The sequence below is a fragment of the Paenibacillus sp. JT22N15 genome (assembly GCF_059383755.1).
In genome coordinates this window covers 40,498-58,549 of the sequence record NZ_JBXENV010000008.1, presented here as the reverse complement: position 1 = coordinate 58,549, position 18,052 = coordinate 40,498, and the positions used below count along the sequence as shown (strand labels likewise).

The following is an 18,052-nucleotide window of genomic DNA, read 5'->3' as shown; positions in this document are numbered from 1 at the left end:
TTTCCTTGCAGCACAAAAACCGCCATCCCGGCAGCAATTGCACCCGGATGGCGGCTTGTATTTTATACCCAAATGGCTTTATTACTACTCGGTTACAGTTCCGTAAATCAAGACAGGAGCTTCGACTTTATCGCCGATACGGATATTGTCATAAATTTTCGCGAGCACATCGTCCACATTTTCACGATTGGCATGAATGGTTACGAGCGATTCGCCGGCTTTGACGGTGTCGCCCACTTTTTTATTCAGCATTAAGCCTACAGCCAGATCGATTTCCGAGTCCTTCGTCGCACGTCCTGCACCGAGCAGCATCGCTGCCGTACCGATTTCGTCAGCAACAATCTCCGCTACAACACCGTCGGTTTTCGCTGGCACTTCAATTAAGTAAGCCGCTTGCGGCAGCTTCTCTGGATGGTCAACAACCGTTGGATCTCCGCCCTGATTGGCAATAAACACTTTGAATTTCTCCAGCGCTTTGCCATTGCGAATGACTTCCTTCAGCATTTCCTCCGCCTCTTCCAGCGAGCTTGCTTTGTTCGCCAAATAGACCATTTGACGCCCTAACGCCAGACAAAGCTCCTCCAAGTCCTTTGGACCTTTTCCTTGCAGCGTATCAATCGCTTCCTTCACTTCCAAAGCGTTGCCGATTGCAAAGCCCAGCGGCTGGCTCATGTCGGAAATGACCGCCATCGTTTTGCGACCCACGTTGTTGCCGATGCTCACCATTGCGTGCGCAAGCTCCTTCGCATCGTCTACCGTCTTCATGAAGGCGCCTGCACCTGTCTTCACGTCAAGCACGATAGCGTCGGAGCCGGCAGCGATTTTTTTGCTCATAATCGAGCTTGCGATAAGCGGAATGGAGTTAACGGTTGCTGTAACATCGCGCAGCGCATACAGCTTCTTGTCAGCTGGCGTCAGGTTGCCGGATTGGCCAACGACAGCGATCTTATCCTTGTTCACGAGACGAACAAATTCTTCCTTCGCAAGCTCCACGTGGAAGCCAGCAATCGCTTCAAGCTTATCTGTCGTCCCGCCGGTGTGGCCGAGGCCGCGTCCCGACATTTTCGCAACTGGAATGTCCAGCGCCGCAACGAGCGGGGCCAGTACAAGCGTCGTCGTGTCGCCTACACCGCCAGTGGAGTGTTTGTCTACCTTCACGCCTTCAATGGCTGACAGATCGATCGTATCGCCGGAATTCACCATCGCCATCGTCAAATCAGCGCGCTCCTGCTCCGTCATATCCTTGAAGAAAATCGCCATTGCCATTGCGCTGGCCTGATAATCAGGAATTTCGCCTTTCGTATACCCTTGAATGAAGAAGTTAATTTCTTCAGCGCTCAGCACTTCACCATCGCGTTTTTTCTCAATCAGGTCTACCATTCTCATGCTGCATTCTCCTCACGGTTTTAAATAAATTTATTAGCTAGGCTACCTTGCCTATTACAGGGAAGTTACCGTTTCCAGCGCTACTTCCATCATGTCATTGAATGTGCTTTGTCTTTCGGCAGAAGTCGTTTCCTCGCCGGTCAACAGGTGGTCGCTTACGGTCAAAATCGTCAGGGCATTGACGCCATATTTTGCAGCCAGCGTATAAAGCGCCGTCGTTTCCATTTCAACGCCAAGCACATTATGCTCCATCAGCTTCTCGACAATGGACTTATCATCCCGATAGAAGCTGTCCGAGCAGAAAATATTGCCGACATGCAGCTTGAGGCCTTTGGCTATGCCGCGCTCGTAAGCCGCCTTCAGCAGCTCAAAGCTGGCAATTGGCGAGAAGTCATAGCCGCCGAATACGTGGCGATTCATGCTGGAATCCGTACAAGCCGCTTGCGCCAAAATAACCTCGCGCACGTTTACGCTTTTTTGCATGGCGCCGCATGTGCCGACACGAACGAGATTTTTCACGCCATATTCGCGAATGAGTTCATTGACGTAAATGCTGATGGACGGTACGCCCATACCTGTTCCCTGCACCGAAATACGCTTGCCTTGGTACGTCCCTGTAAAGCCCAGCATACCGCGCACTTCGTTGTAGCACGTTACATTTTCCAAATACGTATCCGCAATATATTTCGCTCTTAGCGGGTCGCCTGGCAATAAAATCGTTTCAGCGATGTCGCCTTGCTTTGCATTAATATGAACACTCATTATAATATCTCCTCTGCTTCGTTCATTTAGTTAGTTAGTTGATTCGTTCATTGGTTCATTTAACGACGGCATGAAGCTGGTTCCGTGATCAGGCCATGTAACGCCGAAATTATCGGCAATGGATGCTCCGACATCAGCGAAGGTGCTTCTAATCGCGAGCTGCCTGCCGCCTTGCTTGAAACGCGGCGAATAGACGAGTAGCGGCACATATTCGCGGGTGTGATCCGTTCCTTCATAAGTCGGATCATTGCCATGATCAGCCGTAATGATGAGCAAATCCTGCTCCGTCAGCTTGGCGAATACTTCTGGCAGTCTGGCATCATATTGCTCCAAAGCCTGTCCGTAACCTTGCGGATCGCGGCGGTGGCCGTACAGCGCATCAAAATCGACAAGGTTTAGGAAGCTGAGGCCTTTGAATGGCTCATCCAGCACCTCAACAAGCTTATCCATGCCATCTTCGTTCGAGACGGTGCGAATGGCCTTCGTGACCCCTTCTCCATCAAATATATCGGCAATTTTGCCAAGCGATATGACAGCTAGACCCGCATCCCTCAGCGTATTCATCACCGTTGGCTGAAAAGGCTTAAGCGCGTAATCATGGCGATTAGCGGTACGCTTGAACTGTCCGATTTCCCCTACAAACGGCCGGGCAATAATCCGACCCAGCATATACGGGTCCTCCAGCGTAATTTCCCGGCAGTATTCGCATATGTCGTACAGCTCTTTAAGCGGTACAATTTCTTCGTGCGCAGCCATTTGCAGCACCGAATCCGCCGAGGTGTAAATAATGAGCGCTCCTGTCTTCACATGCTCTTCGCCCAGCTCTTCAATAATTTCCGTTCCACTAGCCGCTTTATTGCCGATGACCTTGCGGCCTGTCTTCTTCTCAATGCGGGCAATCAGCTCATCTGGAAAGCCATCTGCAAAGACGCGGAATGGCGTATCGATATGAAGGCCCATCATCTCCCAGTGCCCTGTCATCGTATCCTTGCCGCTGGACGCCTCCTGCATTTTCGTATAAAAAGCAAGCGGATGATCCGCAGCCGGAACTCCGGCAATCGGTTCAATATTCGACAGTCCAAGCGCAGCCATATTCGGCATATGCAGTCCGCCCATCTCGCGGGCAATATGCGAGAGCGTATGGACGCCAAAGTCTCCGAACGCGGCAGCATCCGGCGCTTCGCCGATGCCTACCGAGTCCATTACAATTAAATGTATCCGTTCAAATGCTGCCATGCCTGGCACCGCCTCTCCTCAAGCGTAAACGGCTTTCGCCGTCCTCTGGCGGCAAAGCTGCCGTTTCGCGTTGCAATATAGAGAAAGGATAGAAAAATCATATCCTTCCTAATATTTTAAATGAAAATCCCTGCAATCGTCGCCGACAGCACGCTGACCAGCGTTGCACCATACAGCAGCTTCATGCCGAAGCGTGCAACGGCATTGCCCTGCTTCTCATGCAAGCCTTTGACCGCGCCTGCAATGATGCCAATGGAGGAGAAATTAGCAAACGAGACGAGAAACACCGACACGACGCCGACTGCTTTGGCCGAAAGATTAGGATATTTGCTAATTTCCAGCATCGCTACAAATTCATTCGATACCATTTTCGTGGCCATAATGCTTCCCGCATCAACGGCATCTTTCCACGGCACCCCCATAATAAAAGCGAAAGGAGCGAAAATAAATCCAAGTATTTGCTGAAAGGAAATGCCGAGAATGCCAAGAAACAATCCATTAATCATGCCGATGAGAGCAATAAAACCGATCAGCATCGCCGCGACAATAATCGCAACCTTGAAGCCATCCATAATATATTCGCCCAGCATTTCGAAAAAGGTCTGCTTCTCCCCTTCCTCCTGTACTTGCAGCACGTCCTCGCCTTCCTCCACCGTATACGGGTTAAGAATGGAAGCGACAATAAAGCCGCCGAACAGGTTGAGGACGAGCGCGGTCACCACATATTTCGGGTCTAAAATTTGCATATACGAGCCGACAATCGACATCGATACGGTGGACATCGCAGAAGCGCACAGCGTATACAGGCGATGCTTCGGCAGCAGGCCAATTTGTTTTTTGACCGAAATAAATACTTCCGATTGGCCCAAAATGGCTGATGCGACCGCATTATACGACTCCAGCTTGCCCATGCCATTGACTTTGCTTAACACATATCCGATGCCCTTTACGATAAAAGGAAGGATTTTCAAATATTGCAAAATACCAATTAGCGCGGAAATGAAGACGATCGGCAGCAGAACCGACAGGAAAAAGGAAAATTGTCCTTCATTTAAAATGCCGCCAAATACAAAGTTGATTCCTTCCTGCGCGTAGGAAAGCAGCTGCTCGAACACGCCGGAAAAACCTTTAATCAAGGTCGCGCCCGCAAACGTATTTAATAGGACAAAGGCAAGAACCACCTGCAAAACGATCATGATGGCAATCGGCTTGAAACGAATATTTTTCTTATTGTTACTGACGATATAGGACAATCCTAGCACAACAAGCAGGCCTAATAAAGCTATGATGTATTTCATAGTTGCCGCCTCCTATTTTTTCATCATTATGGAAGTTGATTGGCTGAATAGAGCGCTTACAAAGTTATGCTGATACCGCCGCTCTTTCGTTTATCGAGAAAAGCGGGCCGCTCCTTCGGAAAAGAGCAGCACCGTGTTCTATGGTTACTCTTCATTAATAAGCGGCGCTGGATTGCTCGCCCTGCATAATTTTTACGCCGGAGCTTGCTCCAATGCGCGTTGCGCCTGCTTCGATCATTTTTTTCATATCCACAAGACCGCGAACGCCGCCCGATGCTTTAACGCCAAGCTTGTCTCCGACTGTTTTGCGCATAAGCGCTACATCTTCAGCTGTTGCTCCGCCAGTAGAGAAGCCCGTCGAGGTTTTTACAAAATCGGCTCCGGCTTTCAACGAACGCTCGCAAGCACGAACCTTTTCTTCATCGGTGAGCAGGCTTGTCTCAATAATGACCTTCACAATCGCTTTGCCTGCTGCCGCATCAACAACCGCTTTAATGTCCTGCTCCACGTAATCATCGTTGCCGTCTTTCAAAGCGCCAATGTTGATAACCATATCAATTTCGTCTGCACCATTTGCAATCGCATTGCCCGTTTCAAAAGCTTTAACGGCGCTCGTCGATGCTCCTAATGGAAAGCCGATAACGGTGCAAACTTTGGACTTGCTTCCTGCCAGCTGCTCAGCGGCAAAAGCGACCCAAGTCGGATTTACACAGACCGAAGCAAATTCATATTGTTTCGCTTCCTCCGTCAGCTTAGCGATCTCTGCTTTCGTCGCGTCAGCACGCAGCAGCGTATGATCAATCATTCCAGACAAATTTAACATGACCTGTTCCCCTTCCCCATATACGAGTTCCTCAAATACACACTCAGTTTAACATGTATTTGGTCATATGTAAACAAACACTTGGACTTATGTTCACTAAATGAAGCGTTTCAATGCTGATATTACGTTTTTTCGTCAATTCCTTTAATAAATCACCCATTTTCGCTGTCTATCACTCATCGAATTATGAACATATGTAAAATTAATTTTTTAACAAAAAGAAAAACGCCTCCGCAACTTCGCTCCTGCTGAAGGAATCGAAGATTACGAAAGCGTCCTAAATGGCTTCTTGCTGGTGAGCATGGGTAGAATGGGCGGCTTAATACCCAAACCTATTTGCCATACATATGCTAATCACTAAATTTGGAAGCATGGAAAGCTTTAATGTGCTGCCGAACTTCCTCAGCCGTGTCGAGATCAAGCACATCGCTTAGCAGTTGGGCGCTATCCTGCACATTTAGTCTAGACAGCGTAAACTTTTGCTTCGTCAGAGAAGCCGCATCCATACTCCATTCATCCAGCTCCATCCCGAGCAGCAGCGGTGCTGCGAGCGGATCGCCCGCCATTTTACCGCACATGCCAACCCATTTGCCTTCCTTGTGCGCCGCTTGTATCAAGCTGCGAATCGAGCGGATAACCGCCGGATGGAAATAATCATATAAGTGCGCGACCTTCTCGTTCATGCGGTCAACGGCAAGCGTATATTGCACCAAATCGTTTGTGCCAATGCTGAAAAAGTCAACCTCTTTGGCGAAACGGTCCGCCAGCTGAATAACAGACGGAACCTCGGCCATTATTCCGATTTCCAATTTTTCATCAAAGGCGATGGCCTGCTTCTTCAGCTCGTCCATGATTTCAAGCGTCAACTGCTTGGCAGCGCGGAACTCCTGCATGGAGGATATCATCGGGAACATGATTTTTACGGTGCCGAAGGCGCTGGCACGAACAATCGCCCTCAGTTGGGTGCGGAACAGCTCACGCTCATTCAGACAAAGGCGGATAGCGCGATTGCCGAGAAATGGATTGTCCTCATGCGGCAAATCCCAATAGGACAGCTCCTTGTCTCCGCCAATATCCAGCGTGCGGATAACGATAGGCTTGCCTTTCCAAGCTTCAGCAAGCTGTTTATATACAGCAAATTGTTTTTCTTCGTCCGGGAAGCGGTCAGCGTTCATGAACAGAAATTCCGTTCGGAACAAGCCGGCCCCATGGGCCTCGTCCACAAGACCATCTCGCATTTCCTCCGGCATGCCGACGTTTACAGCGAGCTCGATCAGCTTGCCATCTTCCGTCTGTGCTGGCAGCAGCCTGTATTTTTCAAGCTTCCCTGCTGCGGATTGCTCCTCCTGCTGCCGGCCTTCATAGTCAGAGCGGGTAGCCTGATCGGCATTCAGCACGATAACGCCCTCCGTACCGTCCAGAATCAGCTCCTCACCATGGCTCAGCTGCTCGAAAGCAGCACCAGTGCCCACAACCGCAGGAATGCCGAGCGAACGGGACAAAATCGCTGTATGCGTCGTTTCTCCGCCAACCCGTGTCACAAATCCAAGCACAATGCTGCGATCAAGCTGGACAGTAACGGAAGGCGTTAAATCTTCCGCTACTAAAATAACAGGCTCTGTAATACTCGCCAGATCCGGATAAAAAACCTGCTGCAAATGGCTCATGAGCCGATCCGCAACGTCCTTCACATCATGAATGCGTTCCTTTACGTATGCATTGTTCATCTTCTCAAACAATGCGGAAAGCTGGGCCAGCACGGTTTGTACCGCTTGTTCAGCGGACGCCTGCTTGCGCTTAATTTGACCGCGAATATCGCCGTAAAAGGCGGGATCATCCAGAAAGCTCAGCTGCCCCTCGATAATTGCCGTTTTGTCCTTCCCCAGCTTCGCCTCGGTTTTGGCAATGATCGTATTCAGCTCTGCTGCCGACTGGCGCTTCGCCTGCTCCAGACGTTCAAGCTCCGCCTCCACCTGCTCCGGCTCAATCCGCTGAGGATAAGCCGCCTCTACAGCAGGCGCGCCATAGATGAATGCTTTCCCGAAGCGGATACCTTCCGAGACGCCGATGCCTTTGATGCGCTCCTCGCTCATTGCTCTCCGAAACCTTGCTCGAATAATTCAGCAAGCTTGGCGACAGCCTGCTCCTCATCTTCGCCGTCTGCCGACAGTTTGACTTCAGCACCTTTTTCCAAACCAAGCGCAATGATGCCAAGCACGCTTTTCGCATTTGCCTCTCCGCCGCCAACCACCTCTACGTAAATATCCGCTGTGAATTGTCCTGCTGCATTAGCCAGCACTTGTGCCGGACGCAAATGCAGCCCTTCTACATTTATGATTGTCAATACACGTGTTTGCATCGCTCTATCTCCTCCTTTAATCTCGCTGTGCTTACAGGGCGCTTTCCAATGTTTTCAATATATCTGCTGCACTTTGGCCAGCCAGCAGCTCTTGGCGGAAGCTTTCGTGTATGAGCTTGCGCGATACCGAAGCCAAAATCCGCAAATGCTCCTTGCCCGCATCCGATTCCGGAATGGCCAGCAAAATAATCGAAGTGACCGGCTTGCCATCAAGGGAGCCCCAGTCAATTGGCTGTGCGAGACGGGCAAAAGCTAAGCCTGGCTTAATGACTCCAGCGGATTTGCCATGCGGAATCGCAACGCCAAAGCCGATGCCTGTTGACGCATGCTGCTCACGCGCTTCAACCGAAGCTAGAAAAGCAGCCTCATCGTTCAAATAACCAGCCGATTGCAGTCGCTCAGCAAGCTCTTTAATAACGGCTTGACGGTCATCAGCGGATGAATCGAGAATGATTGTTTCAATATTTAATAAGGTTTGGGATGACATGGTCATTACCTCCATGGAGTGGGATTTAAGCTGCTGCCAGCTTATTTTTTTTGAGCAAGGATACCGTTACGGCTGTAACAACAGAACCGATGACAATAGCTGCGGCATAAGCGCCGAGATGCGTCACTGCATTTGGAATAGCGAGTACGAATGCCCCGCCATGCGGCGCTTGAAGCGTCGCGCCAAACACCATCGACAGCGAGCCCGCTACTGCGGAACCAAGCACCGTACCTGGGATGACACGAAGCGGATCAGCGGCCGCGAAAGGAATAGCGCCTTCGGTAATAAAGGCCAGCCCCATGACTCCTGCAACTTTTCCCGCGTCGCGCTCTTCTTTGGAAAATTTGTTTTTGCGTATGACGGTGGCAAGCCACAAGCCAAGCGGCGGAGTCATTCCCGCTGCCATCACGGCTGCCATTGGGCCATACACATGGCTTGCAAGCAAGCCGACAGCAAATGTATACGCTGCCTTATTAAGCGGACCGCCCATATCGAACGCCATCATAGCCCCAAGCAGCAAGCCGAGCAAAATCGCATTCGTTGAATTCAGACCTGTCAGCCATGTCGTCAAAATATCCATCAATGTCTTCACTGGCGTTCCTACAACATAAATCATGATCAGCCCGACTATGAGCGTCGACAGCACGGGGATAATGAGGATCGGCTTAATGCCTTCCAGCGATTTCGGCAGCTTGATCGCATGCCGCAGCCATTTTGCCACATAACCGGCAAGAAAGCCTGAAATAATACCACCGAGGAAGCCGGCTCCCAGCTGGCTGGCCAGCATTCCGCCTACAAGTCCGGGAGCAAGACCGATCCGGTCTGCGATCGAGAAGGAAATAAAGCCGGACAAAATTGGAATCATTAAGGCAAATGCCGCCCCGCTGCCAATGTTCATCAGCGCTGCTGGGAGCGTACCTTCCTCTTGGAACGCTTTTATACCGAAAATAAACGAAATCGCAATAATGATTCCGCCAGCGACAACGAGCGGCAGCATATTCGACACACCTGTCATCAAGTGCTTATAGGCTCCTGTTCGCACAGAGCTGCCCTCTTTCTTCGTCTGCTCCTGTGCAGGCGCGGCCGCCCCAGCTTGAGCCGCTTCTTTCGCCAGCGCCTGCTCAATCAAGCCTGCTGGATTGCGGATGCCTTCGGCCACGCCAACTTTAATAATCGGCTTGCCTGCAAATCGAGCTTCCAGTACATCGGTATCCGCTGCCAAAATAATCGCGTGCGCTTCGGCGATTTCCTCCGGCGTAAGCTCATCCTCTACGCCAAGCGCGCCGCGCTTTTCAACCTTCAGCGGAACACCTTTCTCCTCTGCCATTTTTAGCAATGATTCCGCGGCCATATACGTATGGGCAATGCCTGTCGGACAAGAAGTTACAGCCAGCAATTTCTTCATGTCAATTCCTCCCTTATGATGTCGCCAGTCGCTTCAATATAATCACAATGCCTGAATATTTATATCGCCCGCCCGGCTGCGAATTTCCTCAAACTCGCATACTTGGGTGCCTGCTTTGGAAGCCGTTATCGTTCCAGCGGCCGTACTCCACCTTGCCACATTTTCGAGGCTGCTATTTTGCAATATCGCCTGCGCAAGCACGGCTACCATTGAATCTCCTGCGCCAACAGTGCTCAGCGCCTCAATAGGAAATGGCTTTGCCAAGTAGGCTTCGTTGCCGCTCATGACGATGGCCCCATCTGCGCCCATCGATATCATAACGAGCGTTATCCCCTGAGCAAGCAGCTGTCTTCCCGCTAGTACGATTTCCTCTTCCGAGTCCAGCTTGCGCTGAGCGAGCTGCTCCAGCTCATAATGATTGGGCTTGACCGCGTAAGGAGTCGCTTTGATGCCAGAAACCATCGCCTCTCCATCCGCATCCAGTATCGTACGTACGCCTAGCTTGCGCGCTTTCAAAATATAATCATGATACAGCTGCGGCGGCGCCCCCTTCGGCAGACTGCCTCCAAGGACGAGAACCGACGCTTTCGGCAGCAGCTCATCCAGCAGCTGATCCAGCTCGGCAAGCTGGCTTTCGCTGACCGCAAAACCCAGCTCATTCACCTCGGTCGTCGTTCGCTGCTTCTGATCTACAAGCTTCATATTCGTCCGCGTCTCGCCCGGTACTTCAACAAATGCCGTATGAATGCCTGAACGATCCAGCTCATCTTTAATTCGCTTGCCAATGCCGCCAGCGATGAATCCAGCGGCGGTAACGCTGGCTCCAAAGGTGTGTACGATTCGCGCCACATTAATGCCTTTCCCGCCGGGATCAAGGCGAATGTCCTCCGCCCGGTTGAGCCCGCCCAGCTTCAGCTCCTGAAGCATAATCGTCTTGTCCATGGAAGGATTCAAAGTAAGTGTAATGACTTGCTGCTTGGACATGCTGTTACGCCTCCTTTCCTGCCGAGGTTCGATACACCTCGACGCCTCGCTCTTCCAGCTTCCGGGCAAATTCCTCCGGCATATCCGAATCGGTAATGCACACGTCAATATCGCTCCAATCAGCGAAGCGCGCGAAGCTGATCTGATTCACCTTGCTGCTGTCGCTGAGTAAAATAATGCGGTCAGCGCGCTTGATCATTTTGCGCTTGATATCTCCTTCGACCACGTTCGGCGTGCTGAGCCCTTCCTCCAAATCCATGCCGTTCGTCGCCATAAACGCCTTGTCAACCTTAATGAAATCCAGGCTGCGCTCGGTAATCGGCCCGACCAGTGACAATACGCCAGGCCGGTAAGCCCCGCCTAGTACAATGACATCAATGCCTGGCGGCAGCTCCAAATCCTGCGGAAGCATGAGCGAATTGGTCACAACCGTCAGCTTCGTAAACGCTGTCAATTGCTGCATCAAATAAAAAGTAGTTGTGCCGGAGTCCAGCAAAATCGTATCCCCATTGCTAATCCATTGAACCGCTTTAGCTGCAATCGCTTTCTTTTGCTCCGTTGATGTAATCTCCCGCTCGGAAAAGCTCGGTTCAAAGTTAACGCTGCGAATGGATATCGCTCCGCCATGCGTGCGCTTAAGCAGCCCGGCTTCCTCCATCTCCCGCAAATCCCGGCGAATCGTCGACTCCGATACTTGAAACTTTTCACATAGTGCCTGCAGGTCAACTCGCTTCTGCTCTTCTACTAAAGCTAAAATTAAATTTTTGCGTTCTTCACCAAAAATGTTCCTCACCGCCTATTTGATCGTTTATGAAATCATTCAGCCATTCAAATGAATGATTGTGAACGTTTTATTTATAAACCGATTATATTCAGTCATTGTCGTGATGTCAATTGGTTTATTTAACTATTATTTTCACAAACGGTCATACTCAGTCATTCCATGAGCTTATTCAAGGCAAATGGTCTGCGTATGCCCATGACCATTCACACATTGCTATTTAGAAGGTTAAGCCTATAAAATAGGATAAGACAAGCGTAAACGGCTGTCGCCGTTCTCTGGCGGCACAGCGCGTTTCATTCCGAGAAATATAGAGAATGGATGGATAATCATATCCTTTCCTATATTTCAAAAAAATCAATTATTGCGAGGTGTTTCCTTATGCAGCCAACACTAGAAACAGAACGATTGATTTTGAGAGCGTTTAATTTAGACGATGCAAGCAGAGTCCAGAAACTGGCCGGCAATATTGAAGTAGCAAGTACAACACTGTCTATTCCTTACCCCTATCCTGATGGGGCAGCCGAGGATTGGATTAGCAACAATACAATTAGAGCAAGCAATGGAGAGGGCTTCCCTTTCGCAGTGACCCGCAAAAAAGACGATGCCTTAATCGGCTGTATGAGCTTGAATCTGAGCAAGCCCGATCAGCGAGGCGAGCTATCTTACTGGTCAGGCAAGCCTTATTGGGGGCATGGCTACGCCACAGAAGCGGCAAAGCGTGTCATCCAATTCGGCTTTGAGCAGCTGGAGTTGAATAAAATTATGGCAGCAGCTATGGCCAAAAACCCTTCTTCCTCCAATGTCATGAAAAAAGTTGGCATGAAATATGAAGGCGAATTCAAGCAGCATATTTTCAAATGGGGCGAATTTGAGGACTTGGTCTTTTACGGCTTGACGAGGGCGGATTACGAGGAGCTTAATCGTTGATTTTTGAATAAAAGCAAGTCTGCAAAAATAAAAAATATTTAATGCAACGAAAGAAGAGGAGGGCAGCAGCCCTCCTCTTCTTCTGCTTACGAGCTTATGATTTATGACGACTTTTTAAAATTTCAACCTCTTCTTCGACCTTCGCAATCATGTTCCGATGGGCGTCAAGCCGATCAACGATTACAGATGATACCACCTCGGTAATGCGCGCTGTCTGCTCAAAGGTCGCTTCAAGCTTTAATTCCATACGTTCCAGCTGCTCATTCACTTTTCTAAAGCCTTCGCGCTGACTTTCAGCAAGCGCTTGATGACTTTCAGCAAGCGCCTGATGACTTTCAGCAAGTGCCTGATGACTTTCAGCAAGCGATTGTTGACCACTAACAAGCACCTGGTGACTTTCAGTAAGGGCTTGCTGACCTTCTTCCAACGTTCCTACCCGTTCGTTGATGATCTTAACGACAGAAAGCAATTCCTTCAATGTTGATTCAATAATGTTGTTTTCCATCAAGTCAACCGACCTTTCGCTTTAATTAAGTTTAGTATGCTGGAAGATTCGGAAGACGTCAAATTGCCACTGCCTCTGCAAATTTGACAAAATAACATTAATGTGTTATTTGATTTAGAAACCATGTAGACCCCACTATAAAAAAATAAGAGAAGGGCAGCTGCCCTCCTCTTATCTCCACTCTCGTTGTACAGCCATTCAAGCACAAACTGCTCTTTACTTTAACGCTTATACCCGGCTGATAAGGAACTCAAAAGCCAGCTCCTGATCCGCTGGGATCAAATATTCATCGTGGACAGGAGCGCCCCAGCTGTCGTCACCGCCGACACCCATTTGTCTGCCTGCTACCGTCACGACTGTATAATGAACGTTTGGAAGCTCATGGTGATGCTGCGCGCTCTCCAGCTCAAATGCAGTATAAGGCGCAATGTTGCATTCTACAGGCTGAGTTGCCGGCGCTGAAATGCGAATGCCTCGTCCGAGATCATTCGTAATGCTTACACGACGGACACCTGTACGATTGCCCGACTCTTGCGGCACAACATAACCGGATACATTATCTGCGGCAACGTTTTGGAATTCGCCAAGACGCGCCCCAAACGCACGGTCAATGTAGTTTTCATCCGGACCCATTGCATACCAGTCCAGATGCTGATAATCAGCAGGCACCTTGAACGAAAGAGCGAAAATCGGCAGCTTCGGCAAGTTCGCCGCTCCCTCATAACGCGATTTCACCTGCACGCTTCCGTCACCCAGCACCGTATAGGCTACTGTCACCAATACATCGGCACTAATGCTAAGGCGATATTGGAACGTTACCGTTGCCGTTCCCTCCTGCTCGGTCAAAACAACGTTAATGCATTTGCGTGTTAAGCTGGCAGCAAACCATATGCCGGAATCAAAGCCAAGTGAAAAACCTTTGTCATTATCCGTCGTTCCCCGCCAGAACAATGGAGCTGGTGGCAGTGCAATCATCTCTTTGCCCGAATAGTTGACCGAGGTCAGCGTGCCCGCCTGCTTGGAGAACATAATGCTGAAATCGCGGCCATGCACACCGATGTTGACATCGCCTTCTACGACGCGCAGTTCTCCTGCCGGAAGCGAAGCTGCTACCTTTTGCTCCACTAAAAATACGAATTGTCCAAACGACAGCTCATGTCCTGCATCCGCCCAAAGCGTGCTTGCTTTCAGCTGCAAGGACGCATGAATAACATATTCGCCTGCTTGCTCTGCCGCTGGAAGAACGACCGGAATATAAGCTTCGCTTTGTGCAGCTACTTGAACTTCGCTTACGCTGCGGAAAATTTCAGCACCCTCTAGATGCAGCTTAATGACCAGCTCATAAGCATCTGTTCCTTCAAACAGATTTTCATTGACGATTTTCACGCCTTCGCGGTCAGGAAGCAGCTTAATGTTCTGATAAAGGAACTTCACTTCCTGCATTTTCGGCGATACTTTGCGATCGGCATAGACGATACCGTTCGTACAGAAATTATAATCGGTCGCACGGTCGTCGAAGTCGCCGCCATAAGCGAGGAATTCCTTGCCGAAGCGGTCTTTTTTCACAATGACCTGATCGATGTAATCCCAAATAAAGCCGCCTTGGTACAACGCATATTTTTGCTCAAGCTCCGTATATTTGTGCATGCCGCCAACCGAGTTGCCCATTGCATGCATGTACTCGCAGCTGATGTACGGCTTTTGCGGATTATCGTTCAAATAAAGCTCGATATCTGCCGGCTTCGCATACATGCGGCTTTCCATGTCGCTCGTGGCGTCATAGTCGCGATTATGGAATACACCTTCATAATGAACGAGGCGGCTAGGGTCAGCGCTGCGGAAATAGTTCGATACGTTCAGCAGCACCTCGCCTGCATAAGCTTCATTGCCGACCGACCAGATTAAGATGGACGGATGGTTTTTGTCCCGCTCGACCATAGAAATCGCCCGATCCATGACGATATCCTGCCATTCCAGCTTATTCGCAGGAACGTTCCACGACGGCTCCACAGCGCCCATTTTTTGCCATGAGCCATGCGTTTCCAAATTCATCTCGTCAATGACATACAATCCATACACGTCACACAGCTCATACCATAACGATTGGTTCGGGTAATGGGAGGTGCGAACCGCATTCAAATTGTTTTGCTTCATCGTCTTAATATCCCACAGCATATCGCCTGCCGTAATGGCACGTCCTCTGCGAGGATTAAATTCATGGCGGTTAACGCCTTTGAAAACAATTCGTTTGCCGTTGATATGCATCACTTTGTCGATCATCTCGAATTTGCGGAAGCCTACGCGCTGCGGAACCACTTCAAGAAGTTCGCCTGCCGCATTATAAACTTCTACATACAATTTATATAAATACGGATTTTCCGCATTCCACAGCGACACTGCTCCAGCATCAAGCGACGCCGTCCATACCCCAGCTTCCGTTGCCTCAGCAGCTCCAGCCACAACCGCCTGTCCATCTGCATCCTTTAGGACAAGCTTGATGCTTGCGCTGTCAACTGCACCGCTCAGCTTCAAGTCCACCAATAGCTTGCCTTGCTTATAAGCCGCATCCAGCTCTGTTTTTACAAACAGATCACGAACATGGATCGCTGGAACGGTATACAAATACACATCGCGGAAAATACCAGAAAAACGCCAAAAATCTTGATCCTCGAGCCAGCTTCCCGTGCTGCGCTGATAAACCTCAACGGCCAGCCTGTTTTCACCTTCCAGCAAATAAGGAGTCAAATCAAATTCGGCCGGTGTAAAGCTATCCTCGCTATAGCCAACGAACTTTCCGTTCAGCCAAACATAGAAGGCAGATTCTACGCCTTGGAAGGAAATATATACGGGCTTGCCAAGCATGTTTTGTGGCACGTTAAAATGCTTCACATAGCTTCCCACCGGATTGTCATTTTCCGAAATAGCCGGCGGGCGCAGCTCATGATGTCCATCCCATGGATACATTGTATTTACATATTGCGGCTTGCCAAAGCCTTGAAGCTGAATATGGCCTGGCACCTCTATTGCGCCCCAGCTGTCACTATTAAAATTTTGTTCGTAAAAAGAAGCCGGACGATCAGCAGGTCTTACGGCATAGTTGAACTTCCAGCTGCCATTCAGGCTGTAGCGCAGCTTCATGCCGCCATCTGCCTCCGCCTCTGCTGCAGTTTCATAATAACGGTGATCGGAATGAGCTGGCACTCGGTTAACAGCAAATACACTTACATCAGTTAGCCAGTCGAGGCTCGGCTTTGTAGTAGTCATAAAATAATTCCTCCATAACGTAGATGATAAGTCAGGCGGCTGCATGCATGGCATGCAGCCGCCTATCCCTTGCTTATTTTACAATCGAAATCATTATTTGACCGAACCGGTCATACCCGCTACAAAATGTCTTTGCATCAGGAAGAACACAAGCGCTGTTGGAATCGTTGAAATAACGATCGCCATCATAATCATACCGTAATCCGGCGTGTAGCTGGAGCCCAGATTGGAGATCAGCATTGGAATCGTACGCTTGTCTGGCGATTGCAGCACGATTAGAGGCCACAAGTAGTTGTTCCAGCTTGACATGAACGTAATAATCCCCGCTGCCGCATACGTCGTCTTCATCGTCGGCACATAAATGCGGAAGAACAAGGCCAGCTCGTTCAAGCCATCAATACGGCCTGCTTCAAGCAGCTCTTTCGGGAACATTTTAGTGTTTTGACGGAAAAAGAAGATGAGAAACGCTGTCGTCATCGTCGGCAGCACGACGCCCGATAGGGTATCAAGCCCTAAAAACGGAACGCTGCTCGATATTCCCGCGAACATTTGATACAGCGGAACCATAATCGCCGCGAACGGAATCATCATCGACAGCAGCAAAATCGTGAAGACGATGTCCTTCGCCTTGCTTTTATAAATTTCAAAGCCGTACCCTGCAAGCGAAGCAATCAGCATCGCCAGCAGCGTCGTCGAAATCGAAATTTTAGCCGAGTTCATGAGCGCCGGCACAATGTCAACCGAGCTGAACAAGTTATTAATATTTTCAATAAGCTTGCTGCCTGGAAGCAGTCTGCCCTGCGTTACATCTGAGGAGCTGTTCGTCGCGCTGACGATCATCCACAGAAACGGGAAAATGGAAATGAACGCTGCGACGCTGAGAAAAATATAAACCGATACCCGTTTTAGCTTATCCATTTTTATCACCTGCCGCTTTAAACTGAACAAATGCCAAAATAATAATCATAATTACGATAGAATAAGACACCGTTGCTGCATATCCGAAGTCTGCGGAATATTTGAAGGACAGATTGTAAATGTACTGGGAGATGGACATAGACGCGTTGCCCGGACCACCCTTCGTAATGTTCACAACCTCGTCGAACAGCTGCAGTGTACCGATAGTCGATGTAATGGATGTAAATAAAATAATAGGCTTCAGCAAAGGCATCGTAATGCCGAAAAACTGTCTCGTCGAAGAAGCTCCGTCGATTTTGGCAGCCTCATAAATCGAATGGTCAATATTTTGCAGAGCTGATAAGTAGAAAATCATATTGTAGCCTGTCCAGCGCCATGTAATGGCAATAATAACCGTAATTTTAGCCCAAAATGGATCTGTTATCCATTGAATAGGCGTGCCAATCAGATGCAGCTTGAGCAGCAATTGGTTCACAAGGCCGTCGCCTGCGAATAAGTATTTGAATATAACCGAGTAGGCAACAAGTGAAGTAACCGCCGGCAGGAATATCGCTGTGCGGAAAAAGCCCTTCAGCTTCAGCTTGCTGTCATTGAGCAGTACGGAAATAAACATGGCCAGCACAATCATAACCGGTACTTGAATGATCAGATAAATAAATGTATTCTTTAACGCCACACGGAACGTCTGATCACTGAATAGACGAATGTAGTTGTCAAAACCAACGTAGTGGAGGTTCATCCCTTTGCCGGATTTGAACGAGAGAAGAAGCGCTTGAATCATTGGGTAAAAATAAAAGGATGCGATTAGCACGACGGCAACGATGACGAACAGCCATCCCGTCAAGTTAGCTCGATTACGAATTTTTATGCCAGGCTGCGCTGATTTCACGAAAGCCTAACCCCTTTCTTCACGG

16 protein-coding genes are annotated in these 18,052 nt (G+C 49.4%); 1 reads left to right on the top strand and 15 read right to left on the bottom strand.

Going from position 1 to position 18,052, the window contains the following annotated elements; translation table 11 throughout:
- Nucleotides 1-84: 84 nt before the first annotated feature.
- From AC50X8_RS16900 to AC50X8_RS16850, 11 genes are all read right to left on the bottom strand, one after another.
- On the bottom strand, nt 85-1,386 hold the full coding sequence (locus tag AC50X8_RS16900; RefSeq protein ID WP_056041979.1) for a pyrimidine-nucleoside phosphorylase: 1,302 nt from the start codon (nt 1,384-1,386) through the stop codon (nt 85-87).
- Between the two features lie 54 nt (nt 1,387-1,440).
- Entirely contained in the window at nt 1,441-2,148 is a 708-nt protein-coding gene (deoD, locus tag AC50X8_RS16895; protein ID WP_494862071.1) for a purine-nucleoside phosphorylase, read from the bottom strand.
- A gap of 30 nt (nt 2,149-2,178) precedes the next feature.
- Nucleotides 2,179-3,384 carry a phosphopentomutase gene (gene deoB / locus AC50X8_RS16890; protein ID WP_494880543.1) on the bottom strand — a complete coding sequence of 402 codons (1,206 nt, stop codon included), beginning with the start codon at nt 3,382-3,384 and terminating at the stop codon, nt 2,179-2,181.
- Nucleotides 3,385-3,500: 116 nt separating this feature from the next.
- A complete protein-coding gene (locus AC50X8_RS16885; RefSeq protein ID WP_494880541.1) occupies nt 3,501-4,682 on the bottom strand; it encodes a NupC/NupG family nucleoside CNT transporter in 1,182 nt (393 codons plus the stop codon).
- 154 nt (nt 4,683-4,836) lie between these two features.
- A complete protein-coding gene (deoC, locus tag AC50X8_RS16880) occupies nt 4,837-5,505 on the bottom strand; it encodes a deoxyribose-phosphate aldolase (RefSeq protein WP_056041986.1) in 669 nt (222 codons plus the stop codon).
- Between the two features lie 350 nt (nt 5,506-5,855).
- Entirely contained in the window at nt 5,856-7,598 is a 1,743-nt protein-coding gene (gene ptsP / locus AC50X8_RS16875) for a phosphoenolpyruvate--protein phosphotransferase (RefSeq protein ID WP_494880539.1), read from the bottom strand.
- The gene (locus AC50X8_RS16870; protein WP_099521062.1) at nt 7,595-7,864 is read right to left on the bottom strand and encodes an HPr family phosphocarrier protein; all 270 of its coding nucleotides are present in this window, start codon (nt 7,862-7,864) and stop codon (nt 7,595-7,597) included. The genes ptsP and AC50X8_RS16870 overlap by 4 nt, the downstream gene beginning before the upstream one ends.
- 31 nt (nt 7,865-7,895) lie before the next feature.
- Nucleotides 7,896-8,351, bottom strand: coding sequence for a PTS sugar transporter subunit IIA (locus AC50X8_RS16865; protein ID WP_494880536.1), 456 nt, complete (start codon nt 8,349-8,351; stop codon nt 7,896-7,898).
- A 25-nt stretch (nt 8,352-8,376) separates the two neighbouring features.
- The gene (locus AC50X8_RS16860) at nt 8,377-9,756 is read right to left on the bottom strand and encodes a PTS fructose transporter subunit IIC (protein WP_494880531.1); all 1,380 of its coding nucleotides are present in this window, start codon (nt 9,754-9,756) and stop codon (nt 8,377-8,379) included.
- A gap of 42 nt (nt 9,757-9,798) precedes the next feature.
- On the bottom strand, nt 9,799-10,740 hold the full coding sequence (gene pfkB / locus AC50X8_RS16855; RefSeq protein WP_494880526.1) for a 1-phosphofructokinase: 942 nt from the start codon (nt 10,738-10,740) through the stop codon (nt 9,799-9,801).
- Nucleotides 10,741-10,744: 4 nt separating this feature from the next.
- Complete coding sequence (locus AC50X8_RS16850; protein ID WP_237163278.1) at nt 10,745-11,533, bottom strand: DeoR/GlpR family DNA-binding transcription regulator; 789 nt, start codon at nt 11,531-11,533, stop codon at nt 10,745-10,747.
- Nucleotides 11,534-11,902: 369 nt separating this feature from the next.
- Between AC50X8_RS16850 and AC50X8_RS16845 the strand changes: the two genes are divergently transcribed.
- Nucleotides 11,903-12,451 (top strand): GNAT family N-acetyltransferase, encoded by a 549-nt coding sequence (locus AC50X8_RS16845; RefSeq protein WP_056041996.1) that lies wholly within the window; start codon nt 11,903-11,905, stop codon nt 12,449-12,451.
- 94 nt (nt 12,452-12,545) lie between these two features.
- On the opposite strand, the gene AC50X8_RS16840 is transcribed toward AC50X8_RS16845, so the two are convergent.
- The 4 genes from AC50X8_RS16840 to AC50X8_RS16825 all read right to left on the bottom strand — a co-directional run bounded on the left by AC50X8_RS16840 (nt 12,546) and on the right by AC50X8_RS16825 (nt 18,027).
- Nucleotides 12,546-12,956, bottom strand: coding sequence for a hypothetical protein (locus AC50X8_RS16840; protein WP_494862098.1), 411 nt, complete (start codon nt 12,954-12,956; stop codon nt 12,546-12,548).
- Between the two features lie 228 nt (nt 12,957-13,184).
- Nucleotides 13,185-16,220: a beta-galactosidase, LacZ type gene (gene lacZ, locus AC50X8_RS16835; protein ID WP_494880524.1), complete on the bottom strand. Its 3,036-nt coding sequence runs from the start codon at nt 16,218-16,220 to the stop codon at nt 13,185-13,187.
- 93 nt (nt 16,221-16,313) lie between these two features.
- Nucleotides 16,314-17,138 (bottom strand): carbohydrate ABC transporter permease, encoded by an 825-nt coding sequence (locus tag AC50X8_RS16830; protein ID WP_046233755.1) that lies wholly within the window; start codon nt 17,136-17,138, stop codon nt 16,314-16,316.
- Nucleotides 17,131-18,027: a carbohydrate ABC transporter permease gene (locus AC50X8_RS16825; RefSeq protein ID WP_046233756.1), complete on the bottom strand. Its 897-nt coding sequence runs from the start codon at nt 18,025-18,027 to the stop codon at nt 17,131-17,133. The genes AC50X8_RS16830 and AC50X8_RS16825 overlap by 8 nt, the downstream gene beginning before the upstream one ends.
- Nucleotides 18,028-18,052 lie beyond the last annotated feature (25 nt).